A 16922-nucleotide genomic window follows, 5' to 3' on the forward strand; every position below is an offset into this window, starting at 1 on the left:
CGGTACGGCTTCTATAGCGGGTTGGCGTCAAAGGGCTTGCTGCCAGGCGGCTGCATCGAGGCTGACGCGCACCGCCAGCTCCAATGCCTGGTCACGGTTCAGGCGCGGGTCGACCTGGCTCAGGTAGCGCCGGCCCAGGTCGGCCGGCTGCAGCCCTGCGGCGCCGCCCAGGCATTCGCTGACGTCATCGCCGCTGGCCTCCAGGTGCAGGCCGCCGAGCGTGGAGCCGTGGCGGGCGTGCACGGCGAAGGCGGCGGCGATTTCCCCGAGGATGTCGTCGAAGGCGCGGGTCTTGGTGCCGCAGGGCAGGCTGCGGGTGTTGCCGTGCATGGGGTCGCACAGCCACAGCACCTTGGCGCCGTCGGCGTTGACCGCATCGATCAGCGGCCCCAGGCGCGCCTGCAGCTGCGCTGCACCCATGCGGTGGATCAGGGTCAGGCGCCCGGGTTCGTTGTCTGGGTTGAGCCGTTCGAGCAACTGGCGCAGCTGGGCGGGGTCGGTCTCGACGCCGACTTTTACCGCCAAGGGGTTGGCCAGCCCGCGCAGGTACTCGACATGGGCGCCACTGGGCTGGGCCGTGCGCATGCCGATCCACGGCCAGTGCGTGGCCAGGTTGAACCAGCGGCCATCGCTGTGCTGGCGGGTCAGGGCCTGCTCGTATTGCAGCAGCAATGCCTCATGGGAAACCCACATCTCGCGGTGCAGGAACTCGCCGGGTTGCGAGCAGGCCAAGGTGCGCATGAAGCGCAGGGTGTCGTGCACCTGGCCGAGGAACGGGCGCAAGCGCGCGTGATCGGGCGCTTGATCGAGCCAGCCGAGGGACCAGCGCTCGCTGTGCAACAAGTTGTCGATACCGACCTGTTGCAAGGTGTGCAGGTGCTCGAGGGTCAAGGCCGAGTGGGCATGCGCCTGCAGCAGGCGTTGCGGGTCGGCGCGCCGGGCAGCGGCGTCGAAGGCGTGCTGGTTGACGCTATCACCGCGATACACCGCAAGACTCACCCCCTCACGCTGCTCCCAGTCACTGGAGCGGGGCTTGGCATATTGCCCGGCCAGGCGTCCGACCTGGACCACCGGCAGTTGCAGCCCGTGCATCAGCACCTGGCTCATCTGCTGCAGCAAGGCGACCTGGCGCGTGGTCTGGGCCAGGTCGTTGTGGTCGAAACGCTCGGCGCAGTCGCCCAGTTGCAGCACGAAGCGCCGCCCTTGCTGGGCTTCGCCGAGCAGGGCCTTGAGCTGCAGGACGCGCTGGGCGGTGACCAGTGCCGGGCGCTGGCCGAGCGCGGCGAGGGCCTGGTGCAAGGCCTGCGGGTCGTCATAGGTGGGCTGTTGCAGGGCAGGGCAGCTGCGCCATGAATCAAGCGCCCAGGTTCCCTGGGCGTCAGGCGCAGCGGCAGTGGGGGTCAGCATGGGTGTCTCTCCTGAGAGTGTCGTCACTCGGCCTGCCGGGGAGCAGGTGGCGGCGATAGTGCGCAGGGCGGACACAGCTTTGGAAATACAATAAATATCTTTGTCTGATATCTGCCCGTGGGCACGGAGTGAATCGACAACTATTGGTAGGCTTTTCCTACTTAGTAGTCAGAATAAACGGCTGAAACTATCGAATAATACTTTGCAACTATCACCGCTACCCGCAAATAAGTATTTTACTTGGCCCCGCCGCTCGCCAATTCTCAGCGCCACTTTTTCGAGAGGGCGAGTCGATGTTAGTTCACAACGACCAGGATTACGGCGTGCTGAAGGCCGCGCAGGGCGAGCTCCAGCAGCAGCTGGGGCATATTCCCGACGCCGCGTTTTATCAGCGCAAGTTGCAGGCAGCCTGGGCGCGGGCACAACAAAGCGCCCACTACGCACATATCGGTGACTACAGCAGCGCGGCATTCGAGCAATTGCCGCTCACCGCCAAGGCGGTGCTCAAGGCCCAACCGCTCAACTTCTGCACGGTGCAACTTGGCGAGGCCGCCAAGTATTACGCCACCACCGGCAGCACCGGCGAGCCGACGCCGACTCCACGGCTCAAGGAAGACATCATCTGGAACGCGGTCAGCGTCGCCAGCCACTGGCGCTCGGTGCTGCGGCCGGGAGCACGGGTGGCCAACCTGATGCCGTCGGATATCGTCCCGGTGGGCGACTTGATCGCCAACGTCTGCGAATACCTGGATGTGTCGCACGTGCGGCTGTACCCGTTCACCACGGGTATCACCGACTGGGAGCGGGTGTGCACCACCTTTGCAACCTACAAGCCGAGCGTGATGTTCATCGCCCCCGGCGTGCTGGTGCAGCTGACCCGCTACCTGAAACAGCGCGAGCTGCTGCACAGCTTCGCCGAGTCGGTGCGCGCGATCATGCTGCTGGGCGAGGTCAACACCCAGCCGTTTCGCCAGCGGCTGGCCCGCTGGTGGCAGTGCGAGGTGTTCGACGCCAGCTACGGCAGTACCGAAACCGGCACCTTGGCGGCCGTGGGCGATGACCAGCAGATGCGCCTGGCCACCGCCACCAACTACTTCGAACTGCTGTTGCCCGATGGCAGGCTGGTGACCCCGGCGCAAGGCCTGACCGGCCGCCTGGTGGTGACGCCCTTGAACCTGTACGCGCGCCCGCTGCTGCGCCTGGACACCGGCGACAGCGTGACCATCACCGCCCCTTGGGAACCTGGCCGGGCCAGCCCGAGCGTGTTGATCAATGGCCGCGACAGCGACAGCGTCGTGGTGGGCGGCGTGGGCCTCGAGATCCGCGCGGTCGAGGAGGTGGTCTACGGCACCTGCGATGCCACCGGCTACGTCATCGAAATCGACCGCCAGAGCGACAGTGCCGCGCTGATCCTGGAGCGCGACGTGACCTGGGACAGTACCCAGGAAGCGCAACTGCAGGCGCAGTTGCTCGAGCGCAGCGAACGGCACATGGGCCTGCGCTGGAGCCGGGTGTTGTTCGTCAACAACCTCTCGGCGCTGAACAAGAGCGGCGCCTCGCAAAAGAGCTGGAAGAAGACCAACCTGCGTTTTGTCGGAGGCCAGCCGTGAGCGCGCCGAAGTTTCCCCAGGGGCAGGGCCTGGGCAATGGCCAGCCAGACTTGTGGTGCACTTATGCCGCGATCCGCACCCTGGCCTGGGTCGAGCGCCTGGAGCAGGTCGATGCCCCGGCGCTGCAGGCTTACATCCAGTCCCGGCGCAACCGCGATGGTGGTTTTGCCTGGAGCAAGGGCATGCCTTCGGATGCCTGGGCAACCTTCTATTGCACCGAAACGCTCAAGGACCTGGGCATCGCGCTCGACCGGCGCGACGAAACCGCCGCCTGGCTGCACACCTTGTTCGACGGCGACGCCTACGCCATGTGCCCCGGCCAGACTGCCGACGTGTGGGCCAGCCACTACGCGCTGCGCACCTTGATCGAGGTGTGCCAGGGCCAGGTGCAGGACAGCGCGCCGCTGTACGCCTGGCTCGAAGGCCTGCAATGCGCCAATGGCGGCCTGAGCTGGTCTGCCGACTTCGCCCGGCGCAACCTGGCCGATACCCGCGCCTGCTTCTATGGCGTGATGGCGGCGCGCGCCCTGGAACGCCAGGGGTTGCCGGCACCTCGCTGGGACGTGCCGCGGCTGGTCGGCTGGCTGCAGGCGCAGCAAATGGACGGCGGCGGCTTCCGCTTCAGCGAAGCGGCGGATGTGCCGTGCCTGTGGGCGACCTACCGCGCCACGGCCAGCCTCGCGGCATTGCAGGCGCAGCCGTTGCGCCGCCAGCACTGCTGCGACTGGATCGAAGGCCTGCGCGGGCCAGGCGGCGCCTTCGTGCGCTGGGATGGCTATGACGGTGAAGATGTCTGGGCCGCCTTTTGCGCCGTGGGTTCGCTCAAGGCCCTGGGTGAGCCGGTCGCGCACCTGGCAGGCGAGGTGGCCGCGTTCATTGCCACATTGGCCATGCCCCAGGGTGGCTTCACCTATCGCCAGGCCGGCTCCGCTGCCGATGTACTCACCACCGCCGCTGCGCTGCTCGGCGCTGGCCTTGCCCCGGCGCAGGGCCAAGCTGCACTGCGCTGGATCGAAGGCTGCCAGATGCCCAACGAACCGGGCGTGATGTACATGCCCGGGCGCGGCGCCGAAGTGCGCTGCACCAATTGGGCCTTGGCCGCCGGTGCCTTCAGCGGCCAACCAGGCCCACGCCAGGCGATCGGGCAGTGGCTGGCGGCGTTGCAGAACCCGGATGGCGGCTTCGGCTTCTGGGAAGGGCGCGGCTCGGACATGGTGTCCACCGCATCGGCCGTGTCGATCGTGCGCCAGTTGGGCGGCGAGTGCGGCGTGAGCCTAACCGCCATCGAGCGCTACGTCGCCAGCTGCCGCCAGGCCCAGGGCCACGCCTCGTTCCCGCGCGGTGAAACGTCGCTGCGTGCCGGGCTGCAGGCCTTGAGCTGCCTGGCCTACATCGGCCACGACGTGGCCCGGCAGGCCACCGAGCTGCTGGCCGCGCACAAGGTGCGCCAGGGCGGCTTCGCCAACCAGGGGCAGCGCATCCCTGACCTGCTCAGCACTTACCAGGCGGTTGCGCTGGCTGCCGACCTTGGCCTGCCGGCAGACCTGCCGCACCTGCGTTTCTTCCTCGCCAAGGTGCGCAGCGCCGCCGGCCACGCCTGGTCGCCGCTGTTCCTGCAAGGGGTCGATCCGCTGTCCAGCTGCCTGGGCCGCCTGCTCGAGGCCTTCGCCGAAGGCCAGCGCCAACACTTGCCCAGCCTGCAGTTATCGTAAGGAGCCGCCATGCCCACCCTCAGTGTTTCCTGCGCGCCGCTGCCACCGCTGGAGCGCAAGCGCCTGGCCCTGGCCTTTACCCGCCAGCTCAAGCAGCTGGGCGCCGAAACCGCCCATTGCATGGTGTTTTTCCACCCCTTGGCCGCGGACTGCGTGTTCAGCGCGGGCATGCCGATGCCCATCAGCGACCGCGAAGGCGCACCTGCGCAGTTCCATGTGCGCATCACCTTGTCGGCCGCACGTGACCGCCTGGCGCACCAGGCGCTTGCCGAAGGCCTGCACGGCTGCCTGCGCACGCATTACCCGAACGCCTTCATCTACCTGCATTTCGACCCGATTCTGCCCGAGCACGTGTTCTTCAGTGCCGGTGCGCAATTGACCAACGCTGCCCAACAACAAGGAAACACCGGCCCGTGAACGACCTCAGCATTGCACAGCGTATTCGCCACACCCTCGGCCAGCTGCTTGGCGAGCAGGTGCAGGCCATCGGCCCGCGCGACAGCTTTCGCGACTTTCTCGGCGAGCGCTTCGACAGCCTCATGGCCGTTGAAGTGATCACCGCCATCGAAGGGGCCTTCGACATCGAAGTGGACTACCTGAGCGACGACGTGCGCTTCTGGTTCGAAACCCTGGCCAAGATGGAGCAGTTCGTCGCCCAGAAACTCGAAGACCAGCTGACCCTGCAAGGTGCCCCGTGAGCGCCGAGCAGCTGTTCACCACCTCCGGCTCCACCGGCGCGCCGCGCCAGTGGCTGCGCAGCGTGGCGCAGATGGAGCGTGAGGCGGCGCTGATACTCGGGCGCTTTGCGCCCGATGCTCGGGAGATTCTGGCGTTTGCGCCGGCCAGCCACAGCTACGGCAAGATCCTTGGCGAAGTCGGTGCGCGGGTGATGAACGCGCGGCTGCAAAGCTGCTCGCTGGAGCAGCAGCGGCTCCCCCAGCTCGACGGCGAAGGCACCTGCGTGATCCTCGCCATTGCCAGCACCTGGCGCCTGTTGCCGGCGTTGCTGGCAAGGCTGGCGCCGCGCCGCCCGGTGCTGGTGGTGCACAGCGCTTCGCTGCTGCCGCCTGGGGCCTTGGCCACGGTGCAGCGCCATGCCGGTCCCCAGGTGCGCTTCGTCGAACTGCTGGGCGCCACGGAAACCGGCGCCATGGCCTACCGCGAGCTGGATGCCCACAGCAGCGCCGAGCAAGCCTGGACCTTGCTCGACGATGTCCGCCTGCTGAGCCCGCCAGGGCAGCCTTGCGCCCTGGAAGTCGCAAGCCCGCGCATCGCCCGTGAAGCAGGCCAGCCCAGCGCGCCGGCCAGCCACCGCTGCGATGACCAGGTGCAGGTGCTGGACGCGCGCCGCTTCCAGTGGCTGGGCCGGGCCAGCAGCCTGATCAAGGTCAACGGCCTGCGCCTGGACCTGGGGCGCCTGGCCAGCGAGCTCGGCCAGCGCCTGGGCTGCCCGACGCTGGCCTGCGTTGCCGTGCGCGATGCCTTGCGCGGCGAAGCCTTCGAGGTGCTGTTCAGCTCCGCCACACTGAGCGAGCGCGCAGTGCTGCAGGCCTTCGGCCAATTGCCCGCAGGCCATCCGCACCCGGTCGCGGTACGCCGCGTCGACCACCTGCCTTTATCCGCCACCGGCAAACCCCAGCCGTGGGCGGCCTCAACCGCTGTCAAGGAATACACCCATGACCCACGCTGACACCCAAGCCACCATTGCCCATTACCTAGCCCACTGCGGCGCCGAGCCCGGCGCCGGCCGCGAGCAGCCCGAATACCTGGCGCTGAGCCTGCGCAAGCGCCATGAACTGTTGCAGCGCACCCCGGCCCTGGCGGCCGAGTGGGCGGCGCAGTACGCCCAATGGTCGGTGCACGCCGACAGCCACTACCGGTGCCTGACCAGCACCCGCCCGGTCGATGCGCCGTGGTTCCGCCTGGGCGTCAAGGACACCGTGGACGTCGCCGGCCTGCCGACCCGCCTGGGCCTGCGCAGCTACCGCCATTACCCGCAGCGCAGCGCCGAGGCGCTGACCTTCCTCGACCCGCGCATTGCCTTGACCAGCAAGGTGGCCACCACCGAGCTGAACATCGCCTTCGGCGCGGGCTGTCGCAACCCGCATTTCCCCACCATCGATCCATCAGGCTCGAGCACCGGTTCCGCGGTGTCGGTGGCGGCCGGGCTGTGCGACATCTCCCTGGGCACCGACGTGCTGGGCTCGGTGCGCTGGCCGGCGTCGCACTGCGGCATGGTCGGCCTGCGCATGACCCAGAAGGCCGCGAGCCTGGCCGGGGTGTTCCCGCTGTCGCCGCGCATGGACGCCCTGGGCTGGGTCACCCGCAGCGCCGATGACCTCGACCTGCTGCTGCCATTGCTGGGCCTGGAGCCGCTGCTGGGTGAGCAGCAGCCGCTCAAGCAGCGTTACCGCGTTGCCGTGCTGGAACACGCCCTGGACCCGGCACTGACCAGCCCGGCGATGCTGGCCATGCTCGGCCAGGCCCGCAGTGCCCTGGCAGACCTGGGCATGGCTCCCGGCGAAGTCGCCATGCCCGAGCTCTGGGCCTGCCGTGGCGACGCCTGGCAGCTCTGCGCCCGCGATGCCTGGCTGGCCTCGGCGGCGTGGGCGCGCCGCTTCGATTGCGAGCTGCACTGGTCGACCCTCAGCGCGCTGAAGGTGGGCGAGGGCGTCAGCGACAGCGACTACCAGCGCATCCACCAGCGCATGGACAGCATCCGCGCCGGCATCGATGCCTGGTTCGACGCCGCGCAAGTGGACTTCGTGGTGTTCCCGATGGACCCCAACCGCCCGTTCGACAAACGCAACCCGCAGCCGGGCGACTCGACCATCCCGTCGCCGGCCGATGAAGGCTACTCGCAGAAGATCAGCTTCACCCCGCTGGCCAGCTTCAGCGGCCTGCCGGCCATCACCGTGCCGATCTGCCTGAGTGACGACGGCAAGGCACCGCTGGCCGTGCAGATCATGGGCCGGCGCGACAGCGAGCGGCAGCTGGTGGACATCGCCAAACGCCTGCAGGCCGTCACCGGCCTGCTGCCAACCCGTCGTCTTCAGGTGTAAGGAGCAGCACATGTGCGGAATCACAGGCTGGGTGGACTACACCCGCGACCTGACCCAGGCCGGCCAGGCGCTCGATGCCATGACCGATACCCTGGCTTTGCGCGGGCCTGACGCCCGCGGCACCTGGCAGCACCGCCACGCCTTGCTGGGCCACCGGCGGCTGGCGATCATCGACCTCAGCGGTGGCGTGCAGCCGATGACTTACCGCTGCACCAGTGGCGAGCACGTCACTCTGGTCTATACCGGCGAGGTCTATAACCACAATGAACTGCGTGAGCAGCTGCGCAAGGCGGGCCACCAGTTCCATACCCGCAGCGACACCGAGGTGGTGCTGCACGCCTACCTGGAATGGGGCGAGCAGTGCTGCGAGCACTTGACCGGGATGTTCGCCTTCGCCGTGTTCGACGGGCGCGACGGGCACTTCCTGCTGGTGCGCGACCGCCTGGGGGTCAAGCCGCTGTATTACGCCCGGCACCAGCAGGGCGTGCTGTTCGGCTCGGAAATCAAGGCGATCCTGGCTCACCCGGAATTCACCCGCGCCCTGGACGTGGTGGGCCTGGTGGATGCCTTGAGCCTGTCGCGCGGCAGCGTGCGCACGGCGCTGCGCGGGGTCGACGAACTGCCTCCGGGGCATCGCCTGTCCTGGCGCCCCAATGGCCAGCCCAAGCTCAGCCGCTACTGGCAGCTGCAGCGGCGCGAGCATCAGGATGACCTGCAAACCACCGTGCAGCGCACCCGCGAACTGCTGGGCAAGGCCCTGGGCGAGCAGCTTTATGCCGATGTGCCGGTCTGTTCGCTGCTCTCTGGCGGGCTGGACTCCACCGCCCTGACGGCCATGGCGCAACAGCGCCTGGCGGCCACGCAAGGCGGCAAGGTCAATTCGTTCTCGGTGGATTTCGTCGGCCAGGCCGAGCAGTTCCAGGGCGATGCGTTCCGCCCCGAGCGCGACCAGCCCTACGCCCTGGCCGCCGCCGAGCACATCGGCAGCCAGCACCAGACCATCCTCATCGACAACCGCGAGCTGGTGGCCGAGGCGGCCCGCCTGGCGGTGTACCGGGCCAATGACTCGGCGGCCACCTTCGGCGACGTGGACACCTCGCTGTACCTGCTGTTCAAGGCCATCCGCGAGCATTCCACGGTGGCCATCTCCGGCGAGGCGGCGGATGAGGTGTTCGGCGGCTATGCCTGGTTCCGCGACCCGCAGGCCGTGGCGGCGCCGCGTTTCCCGTGGCTGTCGCGCATGCAGTTGCTGCAGCCGCAGCTGATCAACCCCGAGTTCAACCGCCTGTGCGACTTCGCCCAGTACCAGGACAGCTGCTACCACCAGGCGCTGGACAGTGTCGAGCACCTGGCCGGCGACAGCCCGCAGGAGCGGCGCATGCGCGAGCTGTGCCACATGCACCTGCAGCGCTGGCTGCCGATCTTGCTCGACCGCAAGGATCGCCTGAGCATGGCGGCCAGCCTGGAAGTGCGGGTGCCGTTCACCGACCATGAACTGGTGGAGTACGTCTACAACGTGCCCTGGGCGATCAAGGGCAAGGGCGGGGAAGAAAAGTGGCTGCTCAAGCAGGCCTGCGCCGACCTGCTGCCGCCGGCGGTGCTGCAGCGGCGCAAGAGCCCGTACCCGACCTCGGCCAACCTGGCCTACGAGCAGTTCCTGCGCGGGCAAGTGCGGCAATTGCTGGGGGAGGCGGGCAGCCCGGTGTTCCAGGTCATCGACCGGGCGCGCCTGGCGGCTGAACTGCAGCAGCCAGAGGGCTATTTCAATTCGCAACTGCGGCGCAACAACCTGGAGACGGCGCTGGCCCTGGCCACCTGGTTGCGCGATTACCGCCTAGCGGTGTAGCTCGGGCCGCTCGCTGCCATCCAGGATCACCGGGTTCTGGATGGTGTCGGCGAAGCGCCGTGGCGCCCCCAGGTCGAGCATGGAAATGAAGCTGCCCAGGGCCGGCGAGGCATTCTGGATGTTCCAGTTCATGTACAGGCCCATGGTCGGCGTGGGCTGGTCCTTGATCGGCCGGATCGGGCGGAACTGCACGCGGTCGCGCAGCGTGGAGTAGGCAATCGACTCCGGCACCAGGGCAACCCCGAAGCCACAAGCCACCAGGCCGATGAGGGTGTGGATCTGCGCCGCTTCCTGGACCACCTTGGGGTAGAAACCGGCCGATTCGCACAGGGCGATGAGCTGGCTGTGGTAGCCGCTGCCCAGTGCCTGCGGGGTGAACACGAAGTCTTCTTCGGCGAAGTCGCGCAGGTCGACCATGCTGTGGTTGGCCTTGGGATGGCTGCTGGGCAGGGCCATGACGATCTGCTCGTTGAGCAGCAGGCGCGATTCGATGGTGTCCGGCGGCATGGGCAGCTTGCGCATGAAGCCGATGTCCGCCTCGCCGGCCATCAATGCCTTGGCTTGGGACGCCGACGGCATTTCGCGGATGGTTAGCCGCACGTTCGGGTAGATTTCGCGGAATTTCTTCAGGGTGTTGAGCAGCGACTCGTAGTAGGCGATGGAAATGGCGGTGATGGTCAGCTTGCCGCAGATGCCCTCGGAGACGTTGCGCGCGTACTCGATGCCTTGCTCGAGCTCCTTGAGCGTGCGGTAGGCGGTTTCCAGGAACGCCATGCCGGCCGCGGTCAGCTTGACCCCACGTTTGTTGCGCAGGAACAGGCTGAAGCCCAGCTTCTCTTCGAGTCGGTTGATCGCCTGGCTCAGGGGTGGCTGCGCCATGTGCAGGCGAATGGCTGCCTTGTGAAAGTGCAGCTCCTCGGCCACGGCAATGAACTGCCTGAGCAAACGTGTCTCGATCATTCTACGTTCCTTCATCGAGTCGAACGGGGGCCTGGAAGGCGAACCCCTGCGGCCGACCCTGCAAGGCGGCCATGATAGTGCGTGGCATCGCGGCGACAAAGCCTCTGCGGTAAACGGTGGTTGTAGGGCAATCACGGTACTGGCCGGGGTACGGCGGCAGGCGAGGGCAGACGTGATATCCCGGAGATATCAAAGTTGCATGCTTTTAATATTAAGTCATTGATTTTTTTATTGTTATCGTAAAAAGGAGAATCGGAAGAGCAGCACAATGCCAAGCACAGACCCTTTCAAGAACAAAGTTGCCATTGTCACCGGTGCTGCCCAGGGCCTTGGCCTGGATTATGCGGCGGCCCTGGCCGCACGCGGTGCCCGGGTGGTCATCAGTGACCTAGGCACCGATCGCTCCGGCGAAGGCCAGGATCCGGCGGCGGTCAGCGTGGCCCTGCAAACCCTGCAGGCCAAGGGCCATGAAGTGATCGCCCACGTCGGCCACCTGGAAAACGAAGACGAGTGCCAGCAACTGGTGGAGCTTGCCGTCAGCCACTTCGGCGCGCTGGACATCCTCATCCACAACGCCGGCTGGGTCGACTACCAGGGCATCGAAACCCAGGAGCAGGCGTTTCTCGAACGTGCCCTGGGCATCAGCGTGCATGCCCCGGTGTGGCTGGCCAAGCATGCCTGGAAGCACCTCAAGGCGTCCGCGGCGCCGCGCATCGTGCTCACCACCTCCGACCGCGCCATGTACCAGCGTTACGCGCAGCCTGGGCTGGTGGCCTATTCGGCGGGCAAGATGGCCCAGGTGGGCATCATGAATGCCCTGAGCATGGAGGGCCTGGCCCACGGCATCCTGGTCAACGCGATTTCGCCGGTGGCCAAGACCCGCATGTGGGGCGTGACCCTGCCGCCTGAAGAGCTCAAGCCCGAGTGGGTCACCCCGGGGGTGCTGTACCTGGCCAGCGAACTGTGCCGCGACACCGGGTACATCCTGCGTGCCAGCAACGGCCAGTTCACCGCCACCCGTTTCAGCGAGAACAGCGGTGTGAGCTACCCGCGCGACCTGGCGCGGGTCGAAGCCTCGAGCCTGGCCGAGGTGGCCGAGCGCTGGAGCAGCATCAAGGAATGCCATTACCTGCCGTACAAGGTCGCCAACACCCGCACCGACCTGGGCGAGAGCCCGGTGTGGGATGCCAGCAGCGGCGCCCTGTATTTCGTCGACATCACCGGCGGGCGCATCCACCGCCTGCAGCCGGAAGGCGAAATCGAGGTGCTGTATGAGTCTGCCGCGCGCATTGGCGCCCTGGCGCTGACCGACCAGGGCAACCTGATCTTCACCGAAGACGCCAGCGTCGCCATCCTCGATGTGATGCCGGGCAAGGTGCGCCAGTACTCGGCCTCGGTGCATCACCGCTCCAGCTACCGCTTCAACGATGGCGCCTGCGACCCCCAGGGGCGTTTCGTCACCGGCCTGATGGACGAGGGGCCAAGCGGCAAGACCGGTGCGCTGTTCCGTTTCGACGCCGAGTTGCACGACGAGGTGATCCACGATGGCCTGGCCTTGCCCAACGGCCTGACCTGGTCCGAGGATGGCAAGACCGTGTTCTTCGTCGATTCGGTCAGCCGCTCGATCTACCGCGCCGAGTACCTGGAAGAGGGCCGCCTGGAACAGGTCACGCTGTTCGCCGAGACCCCGGCCGAACTGGGCCGCCCTGATGGCATCGCGCTGGACCGTGAAGGGGGCTTGTGGGTGTGCCAGTTCAATGGCAGCTGCCTGCTGCGTTACGACCGCAACGGCCACCTCACCGACCAGGTGGTGATGCCCGTGCCGCGCCCGACCAGCTGCTGCTTCGGTGGCCCGGCCCTGGACACGCTGTACATCACCACCGCGCGCGTCGGCATGTCGCCGGCCGAGCTGCGTCACTACCCGGATGCCGGCGACCTCTACGCCATTCGCCCGGAAATCGGCGGCATTGAGCGCTTTGCCTTCAAGGAATGAGCTGTTGCGCGGGGCTGGCCGGTAGCACGGCCAGCTCGCCGAAGCGTTGCGCCGAGTCGATGTAGCGCAGCGCCGACTTGGCATCCTTCCAGCCCACATAGCTCATCAGCGACTTCAATTCCCAGCCGTTGGCCGTGGCCCAGGTGGCAAAGCCGCGGCGCAGGGAATGGCCGGTGTACAGCGCCGCCGGCACCCCGGCGCGTTCGAGCATGCGCCGCAGCAGGCCGACCAGGCTGTTGCTGTTGAGCGCGGCGTCACCCAGGTTGCCCCAGCGGTCGAGCTTGCGAAACACCGGGCCGTGGGCGATGCCGGCCACTTCGATCCACTGCAGGTAGGCGCTGACCGGGCACAGAGCCTTGAGCGCCGGCGTGCGGTGCTGCACGCCCAGCGCCTCGCGGTCGCCCTTGCTGCGCGGCAGGAACAGGGTGATGCCGACACCCGCTTCGGCCTGGATGTGCTCCACGCGCAGGCGCGCCAGTTCGTCTCCCCGAAAACCCCGCCAGAAGCCCAGCAGCAGCAAGGCCGCATCGCGCCGGGCGCGGCGCAGGGCGGGCAAGTCGTGCTGCTCGCGGGCCTGGCGCGCCTCTTCTTCGAAGCGTGCCACGGCGCTTTGCAGGTGCTGCAACAGCAGTGGCGCGGCCTGTTTGGGCGGGGTTGGGTGCAGGGTGCGGATGCCCCGCAGGACCTGGCGCACCAAGGGAGCCTTGGTCGGGTCGGGGAAGCCTTGGCTGATGTGCCACTGGCTGATCGCCGCCAGGCGTTGGCGCAAGGTGCTGACTGCGTGTTGTTCGGCGTGGTCGGCCAAATAGCGGGCGATGCTCTCGGCGGTGGCCGGCAGAAAGCCGCCCCAGTGCGCCTCGAAATGCTCGATGGCGGCCTGGTAGCTGCGCCGGGTGTTGTCACGGGTGGCGGCGCGGACGTAGCGCTCGATGTCGGTCATGGTGCTGGTGTCGGTGTGTGGTGGCGACACCTTAAACCCTGCAGGCGTTTCTGTCCTGGGCCTTATCGCCGGCAAGCCGGCTCCCACACCGATCGCATGGGCACTGGAGATCGCTGTGGGAGCCGGCTTGCCGGCGATAAGGCATCACCCTGTCAACGCGGCACTGCGGCATCCATCATCTGTTGCAGCGGCGCATATTCGGCCTTGCTCACCGGCACCAGGCCACTGGCATCCTGGGACGCGACGAACCCCGCCAATGCCTGGGGCTCTTCAAGCATCGCCTTGCGGATGCGTGCCTTCAGCGCCGGGCACAAGCCGGCGCTGAACACATAGGGGTCGTAATAGATCGGCTGCGAACGCCATAGCACCTTCAGCGCCGTCCCTGCCAACCCTTGCCGTGCCAGGAATGCATCCGCCCGCTCACTGGCCACGAAGGCGGCATCCACCCGGCCATCGAGCAGCGCCTGCAGCGCGTTGTCGTGGTTGCCGGCATACACCAGCGCAGCAAAGAATCGCGCCAGCGGCACGCCCACCTGCCGCGGGAACTCCATGTTCGGCACCAGGCTGCCGGAGGTGCTGGCCGGGTCGCTCAAGGCCACGCGCTTGCCGCGCAGGCGCTCCACGTCATCAGGCCCATCGGCGCGGGTCAGCAGCAGCGCCTGGTAGTGGCTGCCCGCCGGCGTGAAGGGGCCTGCGCTCAAGGTAAAGGTGGCGAACGGCTCGATGCCGGGGGCTCGGCGCTGCGCCATGACGTAGGAGGCCGGGCCCAGCCGGGCGATGTCGGCGCCGCCGGAAACGATGGCATCGACCACGCTTTCATAAGAAGCGGCAAGCACCAGCTCCACCGGCACCCCCGCCGCCTCGCTCAAGCGCCGCAGCAGCGGTTGGTGCTCGCGCACCATGTCCTGCGCGGCCTTGATCGGGATCACCGCCAGGCGCAGGCTGCGCGGGGTGCAGTCGGCCAGCGCGGGGCCGGCCAGGAGGCTGGCCAGCAGCAGCCCGGCCACGGCCTTCACAACACGCATGACTTTTCCTCGATGCCGTTGAAGGGCGGGTAGTCGCGCAACTGCGCCGGCGACAGCGGCCGGCTGAAGTGGTAACCCTGGGCGATGTCGCAGCCGGCCAGCTTCAGGCACACCACCTGCTCGCGGGTCTCGACGCCCTCGGCCACCACTTCCAGCCCCAGGCGCTTGGCCAGGATGATGGTGGAGGAGACGATCGGGCTGTCGTCGTAGCTGTTGGACAGCGGCGCAATCAGCGAGCGGTCGATCTTCAGCTTGCTCAACGGCAGCGACTGCAGGTGGGCGAAGCCGGCATAGCCGCGGCCGAAATCGTCCAGGCTGATGCCCAGGCCCGCCGCGCGCAGGCGCTGCAGGTGATCGACGGCGGTGCCTTCCGGGTCGAGGATGGTGGTTTCGGTGATCTCCAGCTCCAGGCGCTGCGGGGCGATGCCGTGCAACTGCAGCTTGGCCAGCAGGCGCGTGCTGAAATCCGCCTGGCGCAGCTGCAGCGCCGACACATTCACCGCCAGGCGGCTGTCGCGGCCCTGGGCGGCCCAGCGGGCCAACTCTTCGCAGGCCAGGCGCAACACTTCCCAGCCCAGCTCGATGATGAAGCCGCTGCGCTCGGCCAGGTCGATGAAACGGTCCGGGTAGAGCAGGCCGAACTCGGGGTGGTCCCAGCGCACCAGCGCTTCGTAGCCCAGCACGCGCTGGGTATCCAGGCGAATCTGCGGCTGGTAGTGGAGCACGAACTGGCGCCCGGCCAGGGCGCTGCCGAACGCCTGCTCCAGGGTAAAGGCCTGGATGTCGGATAGATTCAGCGACGGGTCGAAGAAGCGGTATTGGGCGCGCCCGGCCTGCTTGGCCGAATACATGGCGGCATCGGCGAAGCGGATCAGGCTGTCGATTTCCTGGCCATCGCGCGGGCAGATGCTGACGCCGACGCTGGGGCTGGTGTTGACCTCCTGGCCGTCGAGGGCATAAGTGGCCGAGAGCTTTTGCACCAGGCTGCGCACCCAGGCGTTTATCTGCTCTTCGCTGCGCTCGCCGGCCAGCAGCACGACGAACTCGTCGCCGCCGAAACGCGAGGCCTCGTCACCGGGCTCGAGCAGACGCTGGATGCGCCCGGCCACGGCCTGCAGCAGCAGGTCGCCGATCTTGTGCCCGAGCGAGTCGTTGATCGACTTGAAGCGGTCCATGTCGATGAACAGGATCGCCATCAGTTGGCGCTTGCCGCGCTGGCGGGTCAGGGCCTGGCCTGCCACTTCGACGAACTGGCGGCGGTTGTGCAGGCCACTGAGGTGGTCGGTGGCGGCGGCATGGCTGCTGCGCCGGTGCTCGTCCTCCAGGCGCCCGATCAGTTGCTGGTTGACCTGCTGGGCATGCTCCAGGGCGCTGAACGCCTCCTGGCGCTTGCGCAGCAGGCGCAAGGTCCAGGCGAGGCTTGCGAGAATCATCAGGGTCATGCTCAGGTTCAGCCAGAACTGGCGCGAGTAGGCAAGCGCGGACGGCCCGAGGATCTCGTCGTAGCGCTGGCTGACGACCACGCTGAAACCGCGCTCGGCAACGCGCCGGTACAGGCTCTGGTAGGCGTTGCCGGCGGCGTACTGGGTGAGCAGGCCGGAGGCGTTGTCGCTGCCCTGCAGGCCGGGTTCGAAGCTGTCGTCGGCCACCACCACGCCGCTGCTGTCGATGCGCAGGCGCTCCTCGCCGTCGTCCTGCAGCAGGCGCATCAGCCCGCTGCTGCCCAGGTCGATGTGTTGGAACAGCACCGCCAGGTAGCCGATGTCGACCTGCACCACGAGGATGTGGTCGACCTCGCGGCCCGGCAGGTTGGTCAGCGGCAGCAGGAACGGCAGGCGCCAGTTCGGCAGCGGGGCGGGGGTGTTGTCGGCGGCGATGCGCGGCAGCAAGGGTTTGAAGCCGTAGTGGGCAACGTGCAGGCTCAGTTGCCGCAGCCAGTCGGCCGGCAGCTGCGTGGCCTCGTCGCCGTGGCTGGCCGAGAGCAGCCGGCCCTGGCGGTCGTACAGGCTCATGCGCTTGAACACCGGGTCTTCGGCGAGCAGGCGGGCCAGGCTCAGGTTGTCCTGGCGCAGTACCTTCATGTCCTCCTGGGTCACGCGGCCCACGGCCTGGGCGCGGTCGACCAGCTGGCGCAGGTTCTCGGCAACCACGCTGGCCAGGTTCAGGTGCTCGGCGGCCTTGGCCGACAGCGCATCCTGGCGCGCGGCCGCCTTCTGGCTGAAGTACAGCCCCCAGAGGAAGGTCAGGGTGGCGGCACACAGCATCAGGATCAACAGGCGCAAAAGGCCAGTAGAGGAGAGCGAACGGCGTATCACTGCTGGTATTCCCGACCCTGGGTAGTGGCCGAAAAAATACGACAGGCAGATG

General features: G+C 67.5%; 13 protein-coding genes and 1 pseudogene. 9 read left to right on the top strand and 5 right to left on the bottom strand.

Annotated elements, in window-relative coordinates; genetic code table 11:
- Nucleotides 1-27: 27 nt before the first annotated feature.
- Nucleotides 28-1407, bottom strand: coding sequence for a 3-deoxy-7-phosphoheptulonate synthase class II (locus tag L6D75_RS01060; protein WP_176511103.1), 1380 nt, complete (start codon nucleotides 1405-1407; stop codon nucleotides 28-30).
- A gap of 293 nt (nucleotides 1408-1700) precedes the next feature.
- On the opposite strand from L6D75_RS01060, the gene L6D75_RS01065 reads away from it, so the two are divergent.
- Genes L6D75_RS01065 through asnB form a run of 7 tightly spaced genes read left to right on the top strand, consistent with a single transcriptional unit; the run spans nucleotide 1701 to nucleotide 9637 of the window.
- Nucleotides 1701-3017: a phenylacetate--CoA ligase family protein gene (locus tag L6D75_RS01065; protein WP_176511104.1), complete on the top strand. Its 1317-nt coding sequence runs from the start codon at nucleotides 1701-1703 to the stop codon at nucleotides 3015-3017.
- Nucleotides 3014-4729: a prenyltransferase/squalene oxidase repeat-containing protein gene (locus L6D75_RS01070; protein WP_176511105.1), complete on the top strand. Its 1716-nt coding sequence runs from the start codon at nucleotides 3014-3016 to the stop codon at nucleotides 4727-4729. The genes L6D75_RS01065 and L6D75_RS01070 overlap by 4 nt, the downstream gene beginning before the upstream one ends.
- A gap of 9 nt (nucleotides 4730-4738) precedes the next feature.
- Nucleotides 4739-5146, top strand: coding sequence for a hypothetical protein (locus L6D75_RS01075; RefSeq protein WP_176511106.1), 408 nt, complete (start codon nucleotides 4739-4741; stop codon nucleotides 5144-5146).
- Complete coding sequence (locus L6D75_RS01080) at nucleotides 5143-5427, top strand: acyl carrier protein (RefSeq protein ID WP_176511107.1); 285 nt, start codon at nucleotides 5143-5145, stop codon at nucleotides 5425-5427. The genes L6D75_RS01075 and L6D75_RS01080 overlap by 4 nt, the downstream gene beginning before the upstream one ends.
- Entirely contained in the window at nucleotides 5424-6419 is a 996-nt protein-coding gene (locus tag L6D75_RS01085) for a class I adenylate-forming enzyme family protein (RefSeq protein WP_176511108.1), read from the top strand. The genes L6D75_RS01080 and L6D75_RS01085 overlap by 4 nt, the downstream gene beginning before the upstream one ends.
- Nucleotides 6406-7791, top strand: a complete 1386-nt coding sequence (locus tag L6D75_RS01090; RefSeq protein WP_176511109.1) for an amidase — start codon at nucleotides 6406-6408, stop codon at nucleotides 7789-7791. The genes L6D75_RS01085 and L6D75_RS01090 overlap by 14 nt, the downstream gene beginning before the upstream one ends.
- A 10-nt stretch (nucleotides 7792-7801) precedes the next feature.
- The gene (gene asnB / locus L6D75_RS01095) at nucleotides 7802-9637 is read left to right on the top strand and encodes an asparagine synthase (glutamine-hydrolyzing) (protein WP_176511110.1); all 1836 of its coding nucleotides are present in this window, start codon (nucleotides 7802-7804) and stop codon (nucleotides 9635-9637) included.
- Here asnB and L6D75_RS01100 read toward each other — a convergent pair.
- The gene (locus tag L6D75_RS01100; protein WP_176511111.1) at nucleotides 9626-10597 is read right to left on the bottom strand and encodes a LysR family transcriptional regulator; all 972 of its coding nucleotides are present in this window, start codon (nucleotides 10595-10597) and stop codon (nucleotides 9626-9628) included. The two genes, asnB and L6D75_RS01100, sit on opposite strands and share 12 nt — an antisense overlap.
- Before the next feature lie 268 nt (nucleotides 10598-10865).
- Here L6D75_RS01100 and L6D75_RS01105 point away from each other — a divergent pair.
- Together L6D75_RS01105 and L6D75_RS01110 are read left to right on the top strand one after the other, a co-directional pair.
- Nucleotides 10866-11471 (top strand): annotated as a pseudogene (locus tag L6D75_RS01105) (SDR family NAD(P)-dependent oxidoreductase); the annotation flags it as partial.
- Nucleotides 11472-11480: 9 nt separating this feature from the next.
- Nucleotides 11481-12590, top strand: a complete 1110-nt coding sequence (locus tag L6D75_RS01110) for an SMP-30/gluconolactonase/LRE family protein (protein ID WP_371871919.1) — start codon at nucleotides 11481-11483, stop codon at nucleotides 12588-12590.
- Here the strand turns inward: L6D75_RS01110 and L6D75_RS01115 are convergent.
- The 3 genes from L6D75_RS01115 to L6D75_RS01125 form a co-directional block, all read right to left on the bottom strand.
- Nucleotides 12580-13560 carry a site-specific integrase gene (locus L6D75_RS01115; RefSeq protein WP_176511113.1) on the bottom strand — a complete coding sequence of 327 codons (981 nt, stop codon included), beginning with the start codon at nucleotides 13558-13560 and terminating at the stop codon, nucleotides 12580-12582. The two genes, L6D75_RS01110 and L6D75_RS01115, sit on opposite strands and share 11 nt — an antisense overlap.
- 122 nt (nucleotides 13561-13682) lie before the next feature.
- A complete protein-coding gene (locus L6D75_RS01120; protein WP_176511114.1) occupies nucleotides 13683-14555 on the bottom strand; it encodes a phosphate/phosphite/phosphonate ABC transporter substrate-binding protein in 873 nt (290 codons plus the stop codon).
- Complete coding sequence (locus L6D75_RS01125) at nucleotides 14543-16870, bottom strand: putative bifunctional diguanylate cyclase/phosphodiesterase (RefSeq protein WP_176511115.1); 2328 nt, start codon at nucleotides 16868-16870, stop codon at nucleotides 14543-14545. Before L6D75_RS01125 ends, L6D75_RS01120 begins: the two co-directional genes overlap by 13 nt.
- Nucleotides 16871-16922 lie beyond the last annotated feature (52 nt).

This window comes from Pseudomonas faucium, assembly GCF_021602585.1.
In the GTDB taxonomy this organism is placed as follows: Bacteria; Pseudomonadota; Gammaproteobacteria; order Pseudomonadales; family Pseudomonadaceae; genus Aquipseudomonas; species Aquipseudomonas faucium.

What these genes read in the sequence shown, in the direction of transcription:
- L6D75_RS01060 (WP_176511103.1), bottom strand. Translation starts at nt 1,407, where the DNA reads ATGCTGACCCCCACTGCCGCTGCGCCTGACGCCCAGGGAACCTGGGCG.
- L6D75_RS01065 (WP_176511104.1), top strand. Translation starts at nt 1,701, where the DNA reads ATGTTAGTTCACAACGACCAGGATTACGGCGTGCTGAAGGCCGCGCAG.
- L6D75_RS01075 (WP_176511106.1), top strand. Translation starts at nt 4,739, where the DNA reads ATGCCCACCCTCAGTGTTTCCTGCGCGCCGCTGCCACCGCTGGAGCGC.
- L6D75_RS01100 (WP_176511111.1), bottom strand. Translation starts at nt 10,597, where the DNA reads ATGATCGAGACACGTTTGCTCAGGCAGTTCATTGCCGTGGCCGAGGAG.
- asnB (WP_176511110.1), top strand. Translation starts at nt 7,802, where the DNA reads ATGTGCGGAATCACAGGCTGGGTGGACTACACCCGCGACCTGACCCAG.
- L6D75_RS01120 (WP_176511114.1), bottom strand. Translation starts at nt 14,555, where the DNA reads ATGCGTGTTGTGAAGGCCGTGGCCGGGCTGCTGCTGGCCAGCCTCCTG.
- L6D75_RS01110 (WP_371871919.1), top strand. Translation starts at nt 11,481, where the DNA reads ATGTGGGGCGTGACCCTGCCGCCTGAAGAGCTCAAGCCCGAGTGGGTC.
- L6D75_RS01090 (WP_176511109.1), top strand. Translation starts at nt 6,406, where the DNA reads ATGACCCACGCTGACACCCAAGCCACCATTGCCCATTACCTAGCCCAC.